Origin of the sequence: Achromobacter agilis (assembly GCF_900496965.1) — a bacterium.
Taxonomy (GTDB): Bacteria; Pseudomonadota; Gammaproteobacteria; order Burkholderiales; family Burkholderiaceae_B; genus Achromobacter; species Achromobacter agilis.
The window spans coordinates 1-19587 of the sequence record NZ_UFQB01000003.1 but is presented as its reverse complement, the minus strand read 5'-3'; the positions used below and the strand labels follow the sequence as shown (position 1 = coordinate 19587).

Annotated in this window: 19 protein-coding genes and 1 tRNA gene; 7 read left to right on the top strand and 13 right to left on the bottom strand. The window is 65.6% G+C overall.

Translation table 11 applies throughout. The annotated features are described in order from the left end of the window. Window positions 1–88: 88 nt before the first annotated feature. Window positions 89–940 (top strand): HAD-IIA family hydrolase, encoded by an 852-nt coding sequence (locus tag AGI3411_RS04160; protein WP_129526151.1) that lies wholly within the window; start codon window positions 89–91, stop codon window positions 938–940. Here the strand turns inward: AGI3411_RS04160 and AGI3411_RS04155 are convergent. The 4 genes from AGI3411_RS04155 to AGI3411_RS04140 form a co-directional block, all read right to left on the bottom strand. Further along, on the bottom strand, window positions 934–1839 hold the full coding sequence (locus AGI3411_RS04155; RefSeq protein WP_244240252.1) for a MurR/RpiR family transcriptional regulator: 906 nt from the start codon (window positions 1837–1839) through the stop codon (window positions 934–936). The two genes, AGI3411_RS04160 and AGI3411_RS04155, sit on opposite strands and share 7 nt — an antisense overlap. A 172-nt stretch (window positions 1840–2011) precedes the next feature. Further along, window positions 2012–2488 carry a preprotein translocase subunit SecG gene (gene secG / locus AGI3411_RS04150; RefSeq protein WP_129526150.1) on the bottom strand — a complete coding sequence of 159 codons (477 nt, stop codon included), beginning with the start codon at window positions 2486–2488 and terminating at the stop codon, window positions 2012–2014. A gap of 21 nt (window positions 2489–2509) precedes the next feature. Continuing rightward, window positions 2510–3256 (bottom strand): triose-phosphate isomerase, encoded by a 747-nt coding sequence (gene tpiA, locus AGI3411_RS04145; protein WP_129526149.1) that lies wholly within the window; start codon window positions 3254–3256, stop codon window positions 2510–2512. A gap of 125 nt (window positions 3257–3381) precedes the next feature. Beyond that, complete coding sequence (locus tag AGI3411_RS04140; RefSeq protein ID WP_129526148.1) at window positions 3382–4359, bottom strand: NAD(P)H-quinone oxidoreductase; 978 nt, start codon at window positions 4357–4359, stop codon at window positions 3382–3384. Window positions 4360–4482: 123 nt separating this feature from the next. Between AGI3411_RS04140 and AGI3411_RS04135 the strand changes: the two genes are divergently transcribed. Further along, window positions 4483–4570, top strand: a tRNA-Ser gene (locus tag AGI3411_RS04135). Window positions 4571–4733: 163 nt separating this feature from the next. Further along, entirely contained in the window at window positions 4734–5171 is a 438-nt protein-coding gene (locus tag AGI3411_RS04130) for a universal stress protein (RefSeq protein ID WP_129526147.1), read from the top strand. Here AGI3411_RS04130 and AGI3411_RS04125 read toward each other — a convergent pair. Next, on the bottom strand, window positions 5168–6118 hold the full coding sequence (locus AGI3411_RS04125; RefSeq protein ID WP_129526146.1) for a LysR substrate-binding domain-containing protein: 951 nt from the start codon (window positions 6116–6118) through the stop codon (window positions 5168–5170). The genes AGI3411_RS04130 and AGI3411_RS04125 overlap by 4 nt on opposite strands. A gap of 91 nt (window positions 6119–6209) precedes the next feature. Between AGI3411_RS04125 and AGI3411_RS04120 the strand changes: the two genes are divergently transcribed. The 3 genes from AGI3411_RS04120 to AGI3411_RS04110 all read left to right on the top strand — a co-directional run bounded on the left by AGI3411_RS04120 (window position 6210) and on the right by AGI3411_RS04110 (window position 9091). Further along, complete coding sequence (locus AGI3411_RS04120) at window positions 6210–7133, top strand: carbon-nitrogen hydrolase family protein (protein WP_129526145.1); 924 nt, start codon at window positions 6210–6212, stop codon at window positions 7131–7133. A gap of 514 nt (window positions 7134–7647) precedes the next feature. Next, window positions 7648–8337 carry a glutathione S-transferase family protein gene (locus AGI3411_RS04115; RefSeq protein WP_129526144.1) on the top strand — a complete coding sequence of 230 codons (690 nt, stop codon included), beginning with the start codon at window positions 7648–7650 and terminating at the stop codon, window positions 8335–8337. Window positions 8338–8527: 190 nt separating this feature from the next. Continuing rightward, window positions 8528–9091, top strand: a complete 564-nt coding sequence (locus tag AGI3411_RS04110; RefSeq protein WP_244240261.1) for a PIN domain-containing protein — start codon at window positions 8528–8530, stop codon at window positions 9089–9091. A 19-nt stretch (window positions 9092–9110) separates the two neighbouring features. Here the strand turns inward: AGI3411_RS04110 and AGI3411_RS04105 are convergent, their stop codons facing one another. The 4 genes from AGI3411_RS04105 to rpsO form a co-directional block, all read right to left on the bottom strand. After that, window positions 9111–10328 carry a threonine ammonia-lyase gene (locus AGI3411_RS04105; protein WP_129526142.1) on the bottom strand — a complete coding sequence of 406 codons (1218 nt, stop codon included), beginning with the start codon at window positions 10326–10328 and terminating at the stop codon, window positions 9111–9113. A gap of 14 nt (window positions 10329–10342) precedes the next feature. Beyond that, the gene (locus AGI3411_RS04100) at window positions 10343–11068 is read right to left on the bottom strand and encodes a hypothetical protein (RefSeq protein WP_129526141.1); all 726 of its coding nucleotides are present in this window, start codon (window positions 11066–11068) and stop codon (window positions 10343–10345) included. A 171-nt stretch (window positions 11069–11239) separates the two neighbouring features. Next, window positions 11240–13402 (bottom strand): polyribonucleotide nucleotidyltransferase, encoded by a 2163-nt coding sequence (gene pnp, locus AGI3411_RS04095; protein ID WP_129526140.1) that lies wholly within the window; start codon window positions 13400–13402, stop codon window positions 11240–11242. A 90-nt stretch (window positions 13403–13492) separates the two neighbouring features. Beyond that, window positions 13493–13762, bottom strand: coding sequence for a 30S ribosomal protein S15 (gene rpsO, locus AGI3411_RS04090; RefSeq protein WP_006223612.1), 270 nt, complete (start codon window positions 13760–13762; stop codon window positions 13493–13495). A 324-nt stretch (window positions 13763–14086) separates the two neighbouring features. On the opposite strand from rpsO, the gene AGI3411_RS04085 reads away from it, so the two are divergent. Beyond that, window positions 14087–14605 (top strand): hypothetical protein, encoded by a 519-nt coding sequence (locus AGI3411_RS04085; RefSeq protein ID WP_129526139.1) that lies wholly within the window; start codon window positions 14087–14089, stop codon window positions 14603–14605. A gap of 71 nt (window positions 14606–14676) precedes the next feature. Here the strand turns inward: AGI3411_RS04085 and pssA are convergent, their stop codons facing one another. The 4 genes from pssA to AGI3411_RS04065 all read right to left on the bottom strand — a co-directional run bounded on the left by pssA (window position 14677) and on the right by AGI3411_RS04065 (window position 18981). Next, window positions 14677–15450 carry a CDP-diacylglycerol--serine O-phosphatidyltransferase gene (pssA, locus tag AGI3411_RS04080; RefSeq protein WP_129526138.1) on the bottom strand — a complete coding sequence of 258 codons (774 nt, stop codon included), beginning with the start codon at window positions 15448–15450 and terminating at the stop codon, window positions 14677–14679. A 179-nt stretch (window positions 15451–15629) separates the two neighbouring features. Further along, window positions 15630–16646: a ketol-acid reductoisomerase gene (gene ilvC / locus AGI3411_RS04075; protein WP_013391929.1), complete on the bottom strand. Its 1017-nt coding sequence runs from the start codon at window positions 16644–16646 to the stop codon at window positions 15630–15632. A 62-nt stretch (window positions 16647–16708) separates the two neighbouring features. After that, complete coding sequence (gene ilvN, locus AGI3411_RS04070; RefSeq protein ID WP_006223608.1) at window positions 16709–17200, bottom strand: acetolactate synthase small subunit; 492 nt, start codon at window positions 17198–17200, stop codon at window positions 16709–16711. 11 nt (window positions 17201–17211) lie between these two features. Beyond that, window positions 17212–18981 carry an acetolactate synthase 3 catalytic subunit gene (locus tag AGI3411_RS04065; RefSeq protein WP_279638342.1) on the bottom strand — a complete coding sequence of 590 codons (1770 nt, stop codon included), beginning with the start codon at window positions 18979–18981 and terminating at the stop codon, window positions 17212–17214. Window positions 18982–19587: the final 606 nt, after the last annotated feature.

The following is a 19587-nucleotide window of genomic DNA, read 5'->3' as shown; positions in this document are numbered from 1 at the left end:
ATAGAATCACAGCCGCCGGGCCAGCCGGATCCGGCCGCCCTGCGCTATCTCAACCCTTGCTCGCGCCTAGACGCCCCGCCGCCCATCCATGACCCGCATTGCCAGCGCCTCGCTCCTCTCCCCTCCGGACATCCCGACTGCCGAACCGCCCTGGGCGCTGCGCTCGCGCGGCTTGATCCTGGACCTGGACGGCACGCTGGTGCGGGGCCACGAAGTGATTCCCGGCGCCCGGGAATTGCTGGCCCGCTGGTCGGGGCGCTATGTCGTCGTCTCCAACAACTCCACGGACACGGCGGCCGGCCTGGCGCCGCGGCTGCAGGCCCTGGGCCTGCCCGTCCGGGCCGATGCGCTGGTGCTGGCGGGCGAACAGGCCTTGCGTCATATCGCCCGCAACCATCCCCGCGCCAGGCTGCTGCTGTGCGGATCCGATACGCTGCGAACCTGCGCGGCCAGTCTGGGTCTGGAGCTGGTGTCCCGCAACGCAGACATCGTGCTCCTGGCGCGCGACGTCGCCTTCAGCTATGCCACCCTGCAGGCCATCGCCCACCAGCTCGCGCGCGGCGCCGCCCTGATGGTCAGCAATGGCGACCTCACCCATCCCGGCCCGCAGGGGTCGCTGGTGCCGGAAACCGGCGCGCTGCTGCAGGCCGTGCTGGCGTGCGCGCCCGGGATCCGTCCTCCGCGCATCCTCGGCAAACCGGCGGCCATGCTGTTCGAAGAGGGATTGCGCCGCCTGGAGCTGCCGGCGGAAGACGTCACCGTCATCGGCGATAACGCACGCACCGACGCGCTGGGCGCGGTGCGCCTGGGAATGGCTTATCTGCTGGTCGGGGAATCGCCCTACGCGGATGCGCCGGACATGGCGCGCCTGCTCCAGGCCGCGCTACCGCGCCGGCGTGCGCTGCCCGCGGACGTCGCGGGTGGCGCCGCGGATCAATAGCGCTTGTTCGACAGCACGTCGAAGGTGCTGCGCAGGGTCGAGACGGCTTTATCGTAATCGGACAGTGCCAGGCAGGCGATCAAGGTGTCGATAATGGCCAGTTGGGCAAGGCGGCTGGTCATCGCCTCGGTACGGAAGCGGGTCTCGCGCGACATGGTATGCAGCACCACGTCCGCGTATTCCTGGATCGGCGATTTGCCGAAATTGGTAATGCAGACCGTGCGCGCGCCGGCCTCCTTGGCGAGCCGTGTCGCCAGCACCGTTTCATGCGTGCTGCCCGAGTGCGAGATGGTCAGCACCGCGACGTCCGGCCCCGTCAGCGACGCGCTGATGGCCTGCACGTGGGAATCCGTGACCGCCGTTGCGTGCAGCCCGATGCGCAGCATGCGGTAGTGCGCGTCATGGGCGATGACCGCTGAACTGCCGATCCCGTAGATTTCCACCCGGCGGGCGCCGCGGATCAGGTCCACCGCCGCCGACAGCGCCGCCACATCCAGCACCGATTCGGTTTCCTGCAAGGTCTGGATATTGCTGTGGAAAATCTTGCTGACGACCTGCCCCGGCGAGTCCTGGGCGGCCAGGTCTTCGTGGATGTACTGCACCGGCTGCACGATCTGCTGCGCCAGCGCGATCTTCAATTGCTGGAAGCCGGTGGCGCCCAGCAGCTTGCAGAAACCCACCACGCTGCCTTCGCTGCACTGGGTGCGTTCCGCCACCTCGCTGACCGACATATGAACCACGTCGGCCGGATGGCGTATGACGAATTCGCCGATACGCTGCGACGCCGCCCCCATCGAAGGCAGCAGGCTCTGGATGCGCGACAGCATGGCCTGCGGCGAGCCCCGTTGCGTATCGGCGGCGGCGGACGGCGTTCGGGAGGAGCGTTTGGATGTGGCCATGGCGGGTCGGTGTACGGAAAGCGGATGCGAAGGCAACGATATCCTATCCGCTGCCGCCGCGGCGGTGGCGCATGCTACCGGCGGCCGATGACAGAATGTCCGGCATCGCGTCCGGGCTCAGGCGCGCCCATGAAAAAGGCCGGCATGCGCCGGCCTTTTCGTTTGCTGTGGCTTACTTCGCCGGCGTTTCGGCCGGCTTGTCGCCCGCGGCCGGAGCCGGGGTAGCGGGAGCTGCCGGCGCCGAAGGCACCGATGCGTCGGGCTTGGCCGGCTCGGCGGGAACCGAACCTGCGCCCGGCACGGACGAGGCGCCCGACGGAGCAGCCGGCGTCGAACCCGGCACCTGCGGAACCGAACGGTCGGCCGGGTAGCTCTGCATCACGCCCGATTCGACGGCGGGGCCGCTCGAACCCTTGTGGCTGACATAGGCCAGGCCGGCGGTGGACGCGAAGAAGACAACGGCCGCCCACTTGGTCGCGCGCGACAGGAAGTTCGCGGCACCAGTGGCGCCGAACAGGCTGCCGGCCGAGCCGCTGCCAAAGGCGGACCCCATGTCGGCGCCTTTGCCCTGCTGCAGCAGGACCAGGACGATGATAGCCAGCGCCGAAATCACTTGGACGGCCAGCAGAAGTTTGAGCATCAAGGGCATTGCAGACTCCGGAACGGAAACTTAGATGGCGGCGATTCGCAAAAATTCTTCAGCCACGAGCGACGCGCCGCCGACCAGGGCTCCGTCGATATCAGCCATGGCGAACAAACTGGCGGCGTTGGCAGCTTTGACGCTGCCGCCGTACAACACTTGCACCTGCCCGGCGCCCAGCGCGCGCAAGGCGGCGCGGATGGCGCCGTGGACTTCCTGCGCCTGCTCGGGGCTGGCGCTGCGGCCCGTGCCGATGGCCCAGACGGGCTCATAGGCGAGAACCATGCGGGACACCGCAGCGGCGCCCAGGGCCAGCACAGGCTTGAGCTGGCGCTCGATCACGGCGAGGGTATTGCCGGCGTCGCGGTCAGCCAGGGATTCTCCGACGCAGACCACGGGAGTCATGCCGGCTGCCAGGGCCGCCTGGGCCTTGGCGGCGACGGCTTCATCCGTTTCGCCGTGCAGCACGCGCCGCTCGGAATGGCCGGCCAGGGCCCAGCGGCAGCCGAATTCCTTCAGCATGGAGCCGGAAACTTCTCCGGTGTAGGCGCCCTTGTCGTGCGCGCTGACGTCTTGCGCTCCCCAGGAGACGCTGCTTCCGGTCAGGGCCGAGGCGGCTTGCGCCAGGTACGGGAACGGAACGCAGACGCCGATTTCGCAGTGGCTCGCAGCATCCGCGGCACGCAGCTCGGTCAGCAACGCGGCGTTCTCGGCCAGGTTACCGTGCATCTTCCAGTTGCCCAGCACGAGGCGGGCGCGGTTTTCGACTGAAGTCATGGCGAATTGTCTAGAGAGGATTGCGGGCAACGGCAAGCGCCCACGGGCCGGCCTGGAAAAAAATTCCAGGCGAAACCCGTGATTGTATCCTGTTGCGGGGCGCTACGCCGAGCGCCCTGCGATTCTTACATTGTCAGGATGATTTTGCCGATGTTTTCACCGCTTTCCATCATGGCATGGGCGCGGGAAGCCTCGGCCAGCGGGAAGGTCGCGTGCACGATAGGCTTGATGGCCCCATTTTCCAGCAGCGGCCAGGCCTGCTCGCGCAGGGCGCGGGCGATGGCGCCCTTGAAGGCGACCGGGCGGGGACGCAAGGTGGAACCGGTGATGGTCAGGCGGCGACGCATGACCTGGGACGTGTCCACGTTGGCGTGCGAACCGCCCAGCTGGGCGATGATAACGATGCGGCCGTCGTCGGCCAGACATTGCATGTCGCGGGCGATGTAATCGCCGGCCACCATGTCCAGGATCACGTCCACGCCGCGTCCGCCGGTGGCGTCCAGGACTTCCTTCACGAAGTCCTGGGTCTTGTAGTTGATGCCGCGCTCGGCGCCCAGCGCTTCCACGGCACGGGCCCGGTCGTCGCTGCCGACCGTGGCATAGACCTTGTGGCCCATGGCGCGGGCCAGCTGGATCGCCGTGGTGCCGATGCCGCTGGCGCCGCCGTGCACCAGCAAGGCCTCGCCCTCGGACAGGCTGCCTCGGTCGAACACGTTGCTCCAGACGGTGAAATAGGTTTCCGGCAGGCCGGCGGCCTCGATGTCGGACAGGCCTTTGGGAATGGGCAGGCATTGCGCCACGGGCGCGACGCAGTATTCGGCGTAGCCGCCGCCGGCTACCAGGGCGCAAACCTTGTCGCCCACGGCAAAGCCGCTGCCGGCAACGTCGCCGCCGACGATCTCGCCGGCCACTTCCAGGCCCGGCAGGTCCGAGGCGCCGCGCGGCGGGGCATAGTTGCCCTTGCGCTGGAACACGTCCGGGCGGTTGACGCCCGCGGCGCTCACTTTGATCAAGACTTCACCCGCACCGGCCTCCGGCGTGGGACGCTCCACGGGAACCAGGACCTCGGGGCCACCAGGGCGAGAGATTTCTACAGCGTGCATCGCGTGCCTCCTTTGCAGCAAATAGATTATTATTGCGCCCTTTGCTGCGGATCGCGTCCGCTTCGGGCAGATTGTTTGCCAGATGGCCGGATTGCCGGACAATACGCGGTCGAAGCAATACCCGGAAGCGTGGCAGAGTGGTCGATTGCACCGGTCTTGAAAACCGGCAACGGGCAACCGTTCGTGAGTTCGAATCTCACCGCTTCCGCCAAACGATGGAATCAAGCCCTTGAATACCAAGGGCTTTTTCATTCGCCATCCGATCGCCCCCCCGAATGCCTGCGCAAGGGCGTAGTATGGGTAGTGCTGCTGCTGTTCACGCTCCTCGGAGGGTGCCCGGACTGGCGCGCCCTCCTCACCATCAGGAGGTTGTCATGTACAAGCACATCCTTATCCCCATCGATGGATCCGCTTTGGCCAATTCCGGCCTGGAACAAGGCCTGGGCCTGGCGCGCGCGCTGGGCGCCAGCGTCACGGTGCTGACGGTCTACAGCCCTTTCCAGACGATTTCCATGGAAACCGTGCAATTGGAAGGGGTGCGCACGGAGTATGAGCGCCACGCCCGGGACCTGGCCCAGTCGTACCTGTCTGAGGCGGCAGCCCGGGCGAAGGCCGCCGGCGTGGCCTGCGCCACGGAAATGCGCGAAAGCAGTAACCCCTACCAGGCCATCATCGACCTGGCGGTGACCCAGGGCTGCGACCTGATCGCCATGTCCTCGCGGGGCCACGGCGCCATGGCGGCCATGCTGCTGGGCAGCCAGACGCAAAAGGTGCTGGCGCACTCCACCCTGCCGGTGATGGTGTACCGCTAAGGCGGCCAGGCTTCGGCCGGCCCGTCCGTCCAGTCGAAGCCTTCCAGCAAGCCCAGCACGCAACGCCTGACCGCCGCCACGGCTTCGTCGCGCAGCGCGTCCGCCCGCCACCCCATTTCGATGGCATAACCCGGCATGGCGACCGGGCAGGGCAGCATGCGCAGGCCGGTCGCCGCGGCAAGGCCGCGCGCCGCGTGCGCGGGCAGGGTCGAGAGGGAATCGCCGCCGCGCAGCAGAAAGGCCAGCGCGGAAAAATGCGTGGTCGATGCCTGCACCCGGCGCGCCAGCCCCAGGCCGTGCAGCACTTCGTCCACCACGCCGATAAAGCCGCCCGACGAGACAAGCACGTGCTGGCGGCGGATGAATTCATCCACAGACAAGGCCTGCTGGCCCGGCGCCAGGCTCGCGGGATCCAGCAGGCAGGCATAACCGCCCTGCCCGGCCGTCACGCGCTGCAGGGCATGGGCGGCCAGGCCGCCCGACGCGATCACCAGGTCGGCCTCCCGCGCCATCAGCATGTCGGCGGCCAGCCGGCTGTGGGTCTGCCGGAAGATGAGGCGCAGGCCCGGCGCGCTTTCCGCCAGGGCGCCGATTGCGTCCCGCCCCAGCGCGATCTCGAAATCGTCCGACAGGCCTAGCGTCACCGAACGGCCCGCGAAGTCCGTCGCGCCCGGCCGCGCCAGCGACAGGCTCTGCCGGCATTTGTCGAGCGCCTCGCCGATGACGGGCCGCAGCTCGCGCGCCCGCAGGCTGGGTGCCAGCCCCCGGCCCGTGCGCGTGAACAGAACGTCTCCATACAGGGTGCGCAAGCGGCCCAGCGCCGCGCTGACGGCCGACTGCGTCACGCTCAGGCGCAGCGCCGCGCGACCGGCCCCGCCTTCGTCATAGATGGCCTCGAAGACCTTCAGCAGGTTCAGGTCCGTCGATTCGATATCAATCTGGTTCATATCATTTATCTCTGGGCAGGATTGATTGATTTTAGGGCGGACCGGACACTAGGGCGTACCGACACTCCCCTCCCCCCACCGAGATCCCGACATGACCACGAAAACCGTCGCCGCGCTGCAGATCGGCTCTGCTCCGGAAGGCAAGGCCCAGACCCTGGAACACATCCTGGCCTACGAAAGCGAGATCGCCGCTTCCGGCGCCTCGCTCGTCGTCATGCCCGAGGCGCTCCTGGGCGGTTATCCCAAGGGCGAAATCTTCGGCACCCGCCTGGGCTACCGCCAGCCCGAGGGCCGCGAGGCCTACGCCCGTTATTACGAAAACGCGATCGACGTGCCCGGCCCGGAAACAGAAGCGCTGGCCGGCCTGTCGCAGCGCACCGGCGCCAGCCTGGTCGTGGGCGTGATCGAACGCGGCGGCAGCACGCTGTACTGCACGGCCCTCTTCTTCGAGCCTGGCACCGGGCTGGCCGCCAAGCACCGCAAGCTCATGCCGACCGGCACGGAACGCCTGATCTGGGGCCAGGGCGACGGCTCGACGCTGCCCGTCATCGACGCGGCCGCCGGCCGCATCGGCGGTGCCATCTGCTGGGAAAACCACATGCCGCTGCTGCGCACCGCCATGTATGCCAAGGGCGTCGAAATTTGGTGCGCGCCCACGGTCGACGAACGCGATATCTGGCAATGTTCGATGCGCCACATCGCCCACGAAGGCCGCTGCTTTGTCGTCAGCGCCTGCCAGGTGCAACCGTCGCCCGCCGAGCTGGGCCGGGACGTGCCCGGCTGGGATGCCGCCCGCCCGCTGATCAATGGCGGATCCGTCATCGTCGGCCCGCTGGGCGACGTACTGGCCGGCCCGCTGCGCGGCAAGCCCGGCCTGCTGACCGCCCAGGTGGACACGGACGAACTGGTGCGCGCGCGCTACGATTTCGACGTAGTGGGACACTATTCGCGCCCGGATATCTTCTCGCTGACCGTGGACGAACGGCCCCGCCCGCCCGTGCAATTCATCTCGTGACCGCAGGGCCTGCCGGGAGCCGCACATGGCCCCGGCTCCGGGATGGTATAGTCTCGCCCGCTGCCGGCCCTCAGGGGCCGCGCGATGCCCGAGTGGTGAAATTGGTAGACACAAGGGACTTGAACTAATTTGAGCCCTTTGGGGGAAACTCCAAAGGTGTAGCCCGTCAAACTCGGCGAATGCCCTGGACCCGTTCCGAGCCAACGCCGAGCCAAGCCCCGCCCGAAAAGCGGGGAAGGTGTAGAGAGCAGACGGCGGGCACCTAAGGCCGCAAGGCTATGGTGAAGGCGTGCTCCAGACCACGAACAGCGCCCCGCGCTGGCGGCGAAAGCCGAAGTGGTAAGAAAATCCCTCGGCCTCGCGGCCGTACCGGTTCGATTCCGGTCTCGGGCACCACCCGTCTCCGCCTGCCGGCCTTCCTGGCCAGGCCGCCCCATGCTCCGTCCCCATCAATCGGATGCCCCGCAATCCCGGCTCTCGCTTTAATCTAGTCCGGGTAACCAGGGAGCGGTCCATGATTACCCTATTCTCGTACCCCGGACTCTACGGGCTGGAAGACAATAATCCCTACGGCCTGAAGATCTACGCGTTCCTGAAGCTGTGCCGGCTGCCGTTCGACCACCGGCACACCATCGACGTGCAATCGGCTCCGCGGGGCCAGTTGCCGTACGTAGTGGACGGCGAGCTGGCGATCGGCGACAGCGACGCCATCATCGCCTACCTGAAGCGGCGGTACGAACTGACCATGGACAGCGGGCTCTCGCCCCAGCAGCGCGCGCAGGACCTGCTGATCCGCCGCACGCTGGACGATCTGTACTGGGTCATGTCCTATTCGCGCTGGCGCGACGACCGCTATTGGCCGGCCTTCAGGAAAGCGCTGCTGGACACCCACCCGGACGTGTCGCCGGAACAGCTGGAGGCCGCCCGGCAATACAACTTCCAGCGCTACCACTACCAGGGTATCGGCCGCTATGCGCCCGACGATGTGTATGCGCGCGGGGTGGCCGACCTGGAGGTCATCGCCGACCTGCTGGGCGACAAGGATTTCGTGTTCGGCCCCAACCCGGGCAGCGTGGACGCGGGTCTCTATGGTTTCCTGGCCAACATCTACTTCTACGCGATCGACACGCCGCTCAAGCAGTGCCTGTCGTCGCGGCGCAACCTCGTGCGCCACTGCAACGCCCTGCGCGCCGAGCTGGCCTAGGAGTCCCGGGCCCGTCCGTTTCCCGGGCCGCCGGAAAAACCTTTATTCTTGCGCCTCGTCTTAGTTTCCCTTACCGACCGGGCCGCCCGGCTCCGCGCCCCGGCGCGCTGCCATGCCCCCGGCCCCAGACCCCACCTTGACCGCCGCTATCGCCTCCCCGCCCTTCATCGTCCTCGACGCCTGTGTCCTCATGTCCGGCATCCTGCGCCGCCTGCTGCTGCGGCTGGCCGAGGCCGGCGTATTCGTGCCGGTCTGGACCGACCGCATCGGCGAAGAATGGCGCCGCAATGCATCGCGCATCTGGGAAATACCGCCCGCGGTCATGACGGAACTGTGGGACGACATGAACACGCGCTTTCCCGCCGCCCGGGAAATCGACACGCAGGTCTATGAAGCGTCCCTGCGGTACAGCGACCCCAAGGATTTCCACGTGATCGCGGCCGGCCTGGCGCGGCGCGCGCGCTGCGGCCTGCAGCTGCCGCCGGTGGTGCAGGTGCTGACCTGGAATCTGAAAGACTTCAACCGCTCGGAACTGCGGCGCCAGGGGCTGGATGTGTACAACCCCGACCGCATGCTGGTGCAATGGTGGCAGGCCGGCGCCGACCCTATCCGCAGGGCGGTGGCGCAGGTGCCCGCGGACTACATTGCGCTGGGGCGCGAACCCGAGCCGCTGTCCGCGACCTTGCACCGCGAACGGCTGTACGGGCTGAAGAACCTGCTGGCGCGCGACGCCGCCGCGGCCAACGCGGCCTGAGCCGCGCCGCTCCGCGTCTTCAGTGGTCGTGGTTGCTGGCGGCGAAGCCCGCCGCGTTCAAGACCTCGATCACTTCCTGGATATGCTCGTGCCCGCGCGTCTGCAGCACGAAGTCCACCTCGACATTGCGCACCGGCAATGAAGTGAACGCGCGCTGGTGGTGCACTTCGGTAATGTTGGCCTGCGCGTCGGCGATGAGCTTGGTGGCGTGGGCCAGCGCGCCCGGCAGGTCGCGCAGGTCCACGCGAATGCGGGCCAGGCGTCCGGCGCGCACCATGCCGCGCTCGATCAGTTCGCCCAGCATCAGCGGGTCGATGTTGCCGCCGGTCAGTACCAAGCCGATGCGCTTGCCCTTGTAGCGCCCGCCGCCGTCGTTCTGTGCATGCAGCAGCGCGGCCAGGCCCGCTGCGCCGGCGCCTTCGACGACCGTCTTCTCGATTTCCAGCAGCACCACGATCGCGTGCTCGATATCGCTTTCGGAGACCAGTTCGATACGGTCGACCAACTGGCTCACGATCGGCTGCGTCAGCGCGCCGGGCGATTTCACGGCGATGCCTTCGGCGATGGTGTACTGCCCCTGCGGCATGGACACACCATTGACCGCGGCGTACATGGACGGAAAACGTTCGGTCTGCACGCCGACAATCTCGATGCCGGGTTTGAGCGCCTTGGCCGCGGTGGCGATCCCCGAAATCAGGCCGCCCCCGCCGATGGCGATAACCAGCGTATCCAGCTGCGGCTGGTCTTCCAGCATTTCCAGCGCCACCGTGCCCTGCCCCGAAATGACGGCCTCGTCGTCATACGGATGGATCATGGTCAGCCCGCGCTCCTGCGCCAGCTCGTAGCCGCGCGCCTTGGCATCATCGAAGGTGTCGCCCGCCAGCACCACTTCGGCGCCGAAACGGCGCGTATTGGCGATCTTCACGGTCGGCGTGAAGCGCGGCATCACGATCACCGCGGGCACCCCCATGCGTTGCGCGTGGTAGGCCACGCCCTGCGCGTGGTTGCCGGCCGACACGGCGATCACGCCCGCCGCGCGCTCGGCATCCGACAGCGTCAGCATGCGGTTCAGCGCGCCCCGCTCCTTGAACGACGCCGTGAACTGCAGGTTCTCGAACTTCAGCCAGATTTCGGCGCCGAGAATGTCGGACAGCGTGCGGGAAAGGGTAAACGGGGTCTTCAGCACCTGGCCGCGCAGGTTTTCACGGGCGGTCTGAATGGAGGCGATATCGATCACGATGGAGAATCCTGTTAACGCACCGGCAGGAAATTGAAAAGCAGCAGGCCTTGCGCGTAGTTGATCCCGATACGCCGCGTGTTCTCGCCGAGCAGGTTGGCGATCAGGTCCAACCGGCCGATGATGGCGCCGAATTCGCGCTCAAAGCTGAGGTTCGTGGCGTTCAGGGACATTTCATTGGCCAGCAGCAGGGGTTCGCCCTGGCTGTTGCGGCGCGACGCCAGCAGCCAGGCGGCCGCCTCGACGTTCCGTGCGGCATTGTAAATCCGCTGCCCGTCCAGTGCGTCCGTGACGTACAGGCGGGTTTTCCCGTTGTGCGCGGCAATGAGGGTGTCGGCCAGGCCGTAGATGAATGCGGCCACGCGATCGCCGGAATAATTGGGGTCCAGCGATACCGCCAGGATCTGAACGTCGCGCAGGCCGGCCAGGTCGCTGGGGGGGATCCGGACTTCGATGGAATGCTTGACCAGCGCGACCGCCTTGGCCTGATCCGCCACGCCGGTCTTGCGCCATTCGCGCGGGTTGCGGCGATAGAGCTTGTCCAGCAGAACATAGAGGCTGGCCAGGTTGTCGCGCACTTCCAGCGTGACGGTGCGGTTGAAGTCGGTCTGGCCGAACTGGTCGGCCGACATGTCCTCGCTCTTGGGCCCGCCCTGGCCCGGCGCGGGGCTGCTCATGCAACCGGCCAGCGACGCCGCAAGCAGCGCCGCCACGCCAGCGAATCTCAGCCATCCGATCATGCCTTGCTCATCCATTTCCCCCAGCCGGAACGCAGTGAAGGCCGCGCAGGACAGGCGGGCCTTACTCTTCGCGCAAGACTTTACAGGAAGCGGGGGAATTTGGGACGTAGCGTCCGCCCTAATGAAAAACGGCGCCCGAAGGCGCCGTTCTGTACGACCGGTTACGCAGGCTTATTCAGCTTGCGGTTCCGATTGCGGAGCGGCTTCGGGCGCCGCAGCGGCTTGCTGTTGCTCGATGCCGCCGATGGCCTTGATGGACAGGCGCAGACGGCCCTTGTCGTCGGCCTCGATGACCTTGACGCGGACCTGCTGGCCGACCTTCAGCACATCATTGATGTTGGCGATGCGGTAGTTGGCGATTTCCGAGATGTGCAGCAGGCCGTCGCGGCCCGGCAGCACTTGCACGATGGCGCCGAAGTCCAGCAGGCGCAGCACCGAGCCTTCGTAGATCTGGCCCACTTCGACGTCGGCCGTCAGTTCGACGATGCGGCGCTGGGCTTCCTTGGCCTGCGCTTCGTCGACGCTGGCGATCACGATCGTGCCGTCGTCGGAGATGTCGATCTGCGTGCCGGTTTCTTCGGTCAGCGCACGGATGGTCGCGCCGCCCTTGCCGATCACGTCGCGGATCTTCTCGGGGTTGATCTTGATGGTCAGCATGCGCGGGGCGAAAGCCGACAGCTCGCCGCGCGAGCCGTCCAGCGCTTCCTTCATCTTGCCCAGGATGTGCAGACGGCCTTCGCGGGCCTGGGCCAGCGCCACCTGCATGATTTCCTTGGTGATGCCCTGGATCTTGATGTCCATCTGCAGTGCGGTGACGCCGTTCTCGGTGCCCGCGACCTTGAAGTCCATGTCGCCCAGGTGATCTTCGTCGCCCAGGATGTCCGTCAGCACGGCAAACTTGCCGCCGTCCAGGATCAGGCCCATGGCCACGCCGGCCACGTGATCCTTGACCGGCACGCCGGCGTCCATCATGGCCAGCGAGCCGCCGCAGACCGAAGCCATCGACGACGAGCCGTTGGACTCGGTGATTTCCGAGACGATGCGGATGGTGTACTGGAAGTCTTCAGGAGCCGGCAGCAGCGGGATCAACGAACGCTTGGCCAGGCGGCCGTGGCCGATTTCGCGGCGCTTCGGCACGCCAATGCGGCCCGTTTCGCCGGTGGCGAACGGAGGCATGTTGTAGTGCATCATGAAACGGTCACGGTACTCGCCCATGAGCGCGTCAATGATCTGTTCGTCTTGCTTGGTGCCCAGCGTGGCCACGACCAGCGCTTGCGTTTCACCACGGGTGAACAGCGCGCTGCCGTGCGCGCGGGGCAGCACGCCCAGACGCACGCTGATGGGGCGCACGGTGCGGGTGTCGCGGCCGTCGATACGCGGCTCGCCGTTCAGGATCTGGCCGCGGACAATGGCCGATTCCAGCGAGAACATGATGTTGTCGACGGTCACGGCGTCCGGCAGAGCCTCGCCCTTTTCAGCGGCGGCGGCGGCCAGCTTGGCCGACACGTCAGCCGACACTTCGCGCAACTTGGCGGTACGGGCTTGCTTTTCGCGGATCTGGTAGGCGGCGTTCAGGCCTTCCTGGGCAGCCGAGGTCACGGCGGCGATCAGGGCTTCGTCCTTGGCCGGAGCTTGCCAATCCCAATCGGGCTTGCCAGCATCCTTCACCAGTTCGTGAATGGCGTTGATGACGGCCTGCATTTGCTCGTGGCCGTAGACCACGCCGCCCAGCATGATTTCCTCGGACAGCTCACGGGCTTCCGATTCGACCATCAGCACGGCGTTCTCGGTGCCGGCGACGACCAGGTCCAACTTGGACGACTTCAGTTGCGAGGCGGTCGGGTTGATGGCGTACTGGCCATCAATGTAACCCACGCGCGCGGCGCCGATCGGGCCGTTGAACGGGATGCCCGAAATGGCCAGCGCGGCCGAGGCGCCGATCATGGCGGCGATGTCGGGATCGATCTCGGGATTGACCGACAGCGTGTGGATGACCACCTGGACTTCGTTGTAGAAGTCTTCGGGGAACAGCGGACGCAGGGGACGGTCGATCAGGCGCGAGGTCAGCGTTTCCTTCTCGGAAGGCTTGCCTTCACGCTTGAAGAACCCGCCCGGGATGCGGCCGGCGGCGTAGGTCTTCTCGATGTAGTCGACGGTCAGCGGGAAAAACGTCTGGCCCGGCTTGGCCTTCTTGGAAGCCACGACAGTGGCCAGGACGACGGTGTCCTCGATCGACACCATCACGGCGCCGGAGGCCTGGCGGGCGATCTCGCCGGTTTCCAGGACGACCGTGTGCTGGCCGTACTGGAACGATTTTGTCACTTTATTGAACATGACGATTATTCCTTACAAATGAAAAACCGTGGCCGTCGCGACATGCGTCGCACCGACCACGGTTGCGTCATGGGGAGCCAGCCCCGTCGATCACTTGCGCAGACCGAGTTTTTCGATCAGTGCGCGGTACGAATCGGGATTGCGGCCCTTGAGATAGTCGAGCAGCTTGCGGCGACGGCTGACCATGCGCAGCAGACCGCGGCGCGAGTGATGGTCCTTCATGTGTTCTTTGAAGTGACCGGTCAGTTCGTTGATACGGGCGGTGAGCAGAGCCACCTGAACTTCGGGGGAGCCGGTATCGCCTTGAGCGCGTTGGAATTGCGCAACGATATCGGATTTCTTGATGTCAGCTACAGACATTGATGACCTCTTCGGACATGCGACAGGGCCGAGGCGCCCTGACGTGGTTTGGAAAAAATTTGCGCGAACCTGGCTGAATTCGCTTTCTCACTGCTGCCAATGATGACTCAAACGGGACCTGGACAAGGGCGCAGGCGCGGTGCCTGGCACCGGGCATGCGCTTGGGTTTCCAGGCCGTCGTGGCCAGCGCAAAATATCTTGCAGAATCAATACACTTGATAAAGCTCGATGATTATAGCTGATTCGCTAGAATTACCCCAATGCGCCGTCCGGCCCGTTTTCCGGGACCGGGCCGCCGCGCTCCGACCTTCGCGGGAGAACGATATGTCCAAATATTACAGAATCGCCCGAACGGCGCTCGCCGCTGCGGCGCTGGCCGGCCTGGCAGCCTGCGCGAACATGGCGGAAATCCAGCCGGGCACGCCTTACGCCGACGTCCTGACCCAGTTCGGTCGCCCCAACTTCGAATGCCCGCAAGCCAACGGCGGGCGCCGCGTCATCTGGACGCAGCAGCCCATGGGCCAGTACGCCTGGGGCACCAACGTCGGCACCGACGGCCGCGTGGACCGCGTAGTGCCCCTGCTGACGGACGCGCACTTCAAGGTGCTGGCCGAGGGCGACTGGGGCCCCGACCGCGTGCGCTGCGAATTCGGCCCGCCCGCCCGCATCGAGGAAGCCGGCCTGGGCGAAAAGCGGGAAGTGGTGTGGTCCTACCGCTACAAGGAAAACAGCGTCTGGAACTCGCTCATGTACGTGTACATGGGCCGCGACGGCAACAAGGTGACGCATTTCCACCCCGGCCCCGACCCGATGTACGACGACGACAAGTTCATGTGGTGGTAAGCCCCCCGCCCGCCCCCGAAAAGCAAAAACCCGCCGGCGGCGGGTTTTTGCTTTTATGGCCGCGGGCCGGCTCAGGACGAATGGCCGCGGCGTTCCTGCGTCAGGCGGCGCGCGCGGTTCCAGCGCCAGGCCCACATCACCCAGCCCGACAGGCCGTACAGCACGAACAGGCCGAACAGCACGACCGGGGGATCGCTGGAGACGAACACGAACACGGCCACCACCAGCAGGATGCCCCAGAACGGCACGCTGCGGCCCAGCGCGAAACTCTTGCCGCTGAAGAACGGCGCGTTCGACACCATGGTGATGCCGGCGTACATAGTCAGCGTGAACGCCACCCACGCCATCAGGCTGTCGTGGATGGGCAGTTTGTTGTCCACGGCCAGCCAGACGAAGCCCGCCACCAGCGCGGCGGCGGCCGGGCTGGGCAGCCCCTGGAAGTAGCGCTTGTCCACCACGGCGATATTGGTGTTGAAGCGCGCCAGGCGTAGCGCGGCGCCCGCCACGTAGACGAAAGCGGCCAGCCAGCCCCAGCGACCCAAGTCGTTCAGGATCCATTCGTACATGACCAGCGCGGGCGCCACGCCGAAGGAAGTCATGTCGGACAGCGAGTCGTATTGTTCGCCGAAGGCGGACTGCGTGTTGGTCAGGCGCGCCACCCGGCCGTCCATGCCGTCCAGCACCATGGCGACGAAAATGGCGATGGCGGCGACTTCGAAGCGATCGTTCATGGCCTGCACGACGGCATAAAACCCCGCGAACAACGCCGCCGTGGTGAAGGCGTTGGGCAGCAGGTAGATGCTTCGGTGGCGGTTCTCGGAATCGCGCATGGAAAAATTGGGCATGGTCTCAATAACTTACAACGGACATTGAAAGGTTAACCCATCTGGCCCCGCTTGCGGGCCGCAGCCAGGGCCGTGCCGCTACCCAAAAGGCTTCGCGGTAAAAAAAAAACGGCATGCCCTCGCAGGCATGCCGCTCTGACCCTGATTGCGCGGGGACGGGCCCCGCGCGGTGGCCGGGATCAGTTCTTGGACTTGTCCACCAGCTTGTTGGCGGCGATCCAGGGCATCATGGCGCGCAGCTTGCCGCCCACTTGCTCGATCTGCGATTCCGCGTTGATGCGGCGGCGCGAGGTCAGCGTCGGGGCGCCGGCGGTGTTTTCCAGGATGAACTTCTTGGCGTATTCGCCGGTCTGGATGTCCGTCAGGCACTGGCGCATGGCCTTGCGGGTTTCGTCCGTGACGATCTTCGGGCCCGTTTCGTACTCGCCGAACTCGGCGTTGTTCGAAATCGAGTAGTTCATGTTGGCGATGCCGCCTTCGTAGATCAGGTCGACGATCAGCTTCAGCTCGTGCAGGCACTCGAAGTAAGCCATTTCGGGCGCGTAACCGGCTTCCACCAGCGTGTCGAAACCGGCCTTGATCAGTTCGACGGTACCGCCGCACAGCACGGCCTGTTCGCCGAACAGGTCGGTTTCGGTTTCTTCGCGGAAGTTGGTTTCGATGATGCCGGCACGGCCGCCGCCGTTGGCGCTGGCGTACGACAGGGCCACGTCGCGCGCGGCGCCCGACTTGTCCTGGTACACGGCCACGAGGTGGGGCACGCCGCCGCCTTGCTTGTAGGTGTTGCGAACCGTGTGGCCCGGGGCCTTCGGCGCGATCATGATGACGTCGATGTCTTCACGCGGCACGACCTGGCCGTAGTGCACGTTGAAGCCGTGGGCGAACGCCAGCGCGGCGCCCGGCTTGATGTTGGCGTGCACTTCCTTGTTGTAGACGGAAGCGATGTTTTCGTCGGGCAGCAGCATCATGACGATGTCGGCCGACTTGACGGCGTCGGCGACTTCCTTGACTTCCAGGCCGGCGTTGGCGGCCTTGTTCCACGAGGCGCCGCCCTTGCGCAGGCCGACCACGACCTTCACGCCGGATTCATGCAGGTTCTGCGCGTGCGCGTGGCCTTGCGAACCGTAGCCGATGATGGCAACAGTCTTGCCCTTGACGAGGGAGAGATCGCAGTCTTTGTCGTAGAAAACTTTCATGGTTGTGCTCCAGATTCCAGTATTTTGGATATTTGTTTAATTCAGATGTAGGGTGCGGTCGGTCAAATCTTCAAAATCCGTTCACCGCGTCCGATGCCGGACACGCCGGTGCGTACGGTTTCAAGGATGGCACTGCGGTCCAGGGCCTCGAGGAAGGCCTGTACTTTTTCCTGCACCCCGGTCAATTCGATGGTGTAGGACTTGTCGGTCACGTCGATGATGCGGCCGCGGAAAATATCCGCCATGCGCTTCATTTCCTCGCGCTCCTTGCCGACCGCGCGCACCTTCACGAGCATCAGCTCGCGCTCGATGTGCGCGCCTTCGGTCAGGTCGACGACCTTGACCACGTCCACCAGACGGTTCAGGTGCTTGGTGATCTGCTCGATCACCTCGTCGGAACCGGTGGTCACGATGGTCATGCGCGACAGCGTGGAATCCTCGGTGGGCGCCACCGTCAGGGTCTCGATGTTGTAGCCCCGCGCGGAAAACAGGCCCACCACGCGCGACAGCGCGCCGGGTTCGTTTTCGAGGAGGACGGAAATCACGTGCTTCATGGGTGGCCTCCTTACAGGTCTTCAGAGCCAAGCAGCATTTCGGTCAGCCCGCGGCCGGCCTTGACCATCGGCCACACGTTCTCGGTGCGGTCGGTGATGAAGTCCAGGAAGACCAGGCGGTCCTTGTGCTTCTTGAACGCTTCGCGCAGCGCCGGCTCGACGTCCGCCGGGCGTTCGATGCGCAGACCCACGTGGCCATAGGCCTCGGCCACCTTGACGAAATCGGGCAGCGAATCCATGTAGGACTCGGAATAGCGCGAACCGTAGTCGATCTGCTGCCACTGCCGGACCATGCCCAGGAAGCGGTTGTTCAGGCAGATGATCTTCGGCGTCAGGCGGTACTGGTGGCAGGTCGACAGTTCCTGGATGTTCATCTGGATCGAGCCTTCGCCGGTGATGACGGCGACGTCGTGTCCAGGATTGGCCATCTGCACGCCCATGGCGTACGGCAGGCCCACGCCCATGGTGCCCAGGCCGCCGGAGTTGATCCAGCGGCGCGGCTTGTCGAACTTGTAGTACTGCGCGGCCCACATCTGGTGCTGGCCCACGTCGGAGGTGACGAAGGCGTCGCCGCCGGTCACTTCCCAGAGCTTTTCCACCACGTATTGCGGCTTGATGACTTCGTCCGAATTGGCGAACTTCAGGCATTCCTTGCCGCGCCAGCTCTCGACCTGCTCCCACCACTTGGCGATCGGGGCGGGCTTGTGCTCGGCCGCAGCGATGTCGTACTGCGCGCTGAGGTCGGCCAGGACATCCTTCACGTTGCCCACGATCGGGACGTCCACGCGCACGCGCTTGGAGATCGACGAGGGATCGATATCGATATGGATGATCTTGCGGGCGTTCTGGGCGAAGTGCTTGGGGTTGCCGATCACGCGGTCATCGAAACGGGCGCCAATGGCCAGCAGCACATCACAATGCTGCATCGCCATATTGGCTTCGTAGGTGCCGTGCATGCCGGGCATGCCGACGAACTGGCCGCTGCTGGCCGGGTAGCCGCCCAGGCCCATCAGGGTGCTGGTGCAGGGCGCGCCCAGTTGCGACACGAGCTTGTTAAGCTCGGGCGCGGCGTTCGACAGGATGACCCCGCCGCCCGTGTAGATCATGGGCCGCTCGGCGGCCAGCAGCATCTGCACGGCTTTCTTGATCTGCCCCTGGTGGCCCTTGTTGACGGGCGCGTAGGAACGCATCGAGATTTCGCCCTTGGGCGGCGTGTACTTGCACTGCGCGATGGTGATGTCCTTGGGGATATCCACCAGCACCGGGCCGGGACGGCCGGTGCGCGCGATGTAGAACGCGCGGCGCATGGTTTCGGCCAGGTCCTTGACGTCGCGCACGAGGAAGTTGTGCTTGACGCAGGGACGCGTGATACCGACGGTGTCGCATTCCTGGAAGGCGTCCTCGCCAATGGCCGCAGTAGGCACCTGCCCGCTGATGATGACCATGGGGATGGAATCCATGTAGGCGGTGGCGATGCCGGTGACGGCATTGGTCACGCCCGGTCCGCTGGTCACGAGGCAGACGCCGACCTTTTGCGACGAGCGCGAATAGCCATCGGCGGCGTGCACGGCGGCCTGCTCGTGACGAACCAGGATATGCTGGAATTTGTCTTGCTTGAAAATCGCGTCGTAGATGTAAAGCACCGCGCCGCCGGGGTAGCCGAAAACGTGTTCCACGCCTTCATCGGCCAGGCAGCGCACGACGATATCGGCGCCATTCAGTTCCATGTTGTCATTCCTTTCAGTACCGGCCCTGCAACCCTGACTGCTGCTCGCCCGGATACGGCGGCAACTGAACCCATACCGGCTACGACAACATGATCCGGCGCTTAGCGGCTCACGGAGCCACGCCACCCGGACACCTTGCCGACCCGGCACACGCTCGACAGAACGCAGTGCAAACGCCCCTGGGGGACGCTGGAGGTCGAAATGGAAGCCTTGGCAACACACGCTTATGGCGCGGCCAACGGCAGGTGTAACTGCTGCGGGATGGGTGGGAGGTGGCCCTGGCCATCCGCCTCAACGCACCGGCTTCGGATAGACAGGCCGGCGCAAGTGGAGCAATTTACCGCGTTGCGTCAAAGGTGGCAAATCGGCTTTTCGGCAAGCGTTGCGCGGAAGATTCGTTAACCATCCGGCCCCAAAATGCCCCCACGCCGCGCGCTACGCGCTTGCTGCCCCCCAAGGGGGCGTTTTTGCCTTGGGGCGGCCCGGCGGCAAAAAATGCCCCCACGCCGCGCGCTACGCGCTTGCTGCCCCCCAAAGGGGCGTTTTTGTACGGACCGGGGACATAGGTAACAGGTGTACGGGAACATGGGTAACAGGTTGATCAGCTTACTTCATGGCCTTCAGATCCACTTGTCCGAGGCAGTGATGGCAGAAGAGGAT

Coding starts and splice junctions, on each gene's coding strand:
- pnp (WP_129526140.1), bottom strand. CDS start 13,402: ATGTTCAATAAAGTGACAAAATCGTTCCAGTACGGCCAGCACACGGTC.
- AGI3411_RS04160 (WP_129526151.1), top strand. CDS start 89: ATGACCCGCATTGCCAGCGCCTCGCTCCTCTCCCCTCCGGACATCCCG.
- rpsO (WP_006223612.1), bottom strand. CDS start 13,762: ATGTCTGTAGCTGACATCAAGAAATCCGATATCGTTGCGCAATTCCAA.
- AGI3411_RS04110 (WP_244240261.1), top strand. CDS start 8,528: ATGTCCGGCATCCTGCGCCGCCTGCTGCTGCGGCTGGCCGAGGCCGGC.
- AGI3411_RS04115 (WP_129526144.1), top strand. CDS start 7,648: ATGATTACCCTATTCTCGTACCCCGGACTCTACGGGCTGGAAGACAAT.
- pssA (WP_129526138.1), bottom strand. CDS start 15,450: ATGCCCAATTTTTCCATGCGCGATTCCGAGAACCGCCACCGAAGCATC.
- ilvN (WP_006223608.1), bottom strand. CDS start 17,200: ATGAAGCACGTGATTTCCGTCCTCCTCGAAAACGAACCCGGCGCGCTG.
- secG (WP_129526150.1), bottom strand. CDS start 2,488: ATGCCCTTGATGCTCAAACTTCTGCTGGCCGTCCAAGTGATTTCGGCG.
- tpiA (WP_129526149.1), bottom strand. CDS start 3,256: ATGACTTCAGTCGAAAACCGCGCCCGCCTCGTGCTGGGCAACTGGAAG.
- AGI3411_RS04085 (WP_129526139.1), top strand. CDS start 14,087: ATGTCCAAATATTACAGAATCGCCCGAACGGCGCTCGCCGCTGCGGCG.
- AGI3411_RS04155 (WP_244240252.1), bottom strand. CDS start 1,839: ATGGCCACATCCAAACGCTCCTCCCGAACGCCGTCCGCCGCCGCCGAT.
- AGI3411_RS04120 (WP_129526145.1), top strand. CDS start 6,210: ATGACCACGAAAACCGTCGCCGCGCTGCAGATCGGCTCTGCTCCGGAA.
- AGI3411_RS04130 (WP_129526147.1), top strand. CDS start 4,734: ATGTACAAGCACATCCTTATCCCCATCGATGGATCCGCTTTGGCCAAT.
- AGI3411_RS04125 (WP_129526146.1), bottom strand. CDS start 6,118: ATGAACCAGATTGATATCGAATCGACGGACCTGAACCTGCTGAAGGTC.
- AGI3411_RS04140 (WP_129526148.1), bottom strand. CDS start 4,359: ATGCACGCTGTAGAAATCTCTCGCCCTGGTGGCCCCGAGGTCCTGGTT.
- ilvC (WP_013391929.1), bottom strand. CDS start 16,646: ATGAAAGTTTTCTACGACAAAGACTGCGATCTCTCCCTCGTCAAGGGC.
- AGI3411_RS04100 (WP_129526141.1), bottom strand. CDS start 11,068: ATGATCGGATGGCTGAGATTCGCTGGCGTGGCGGCGCTGCTTGCGGCG.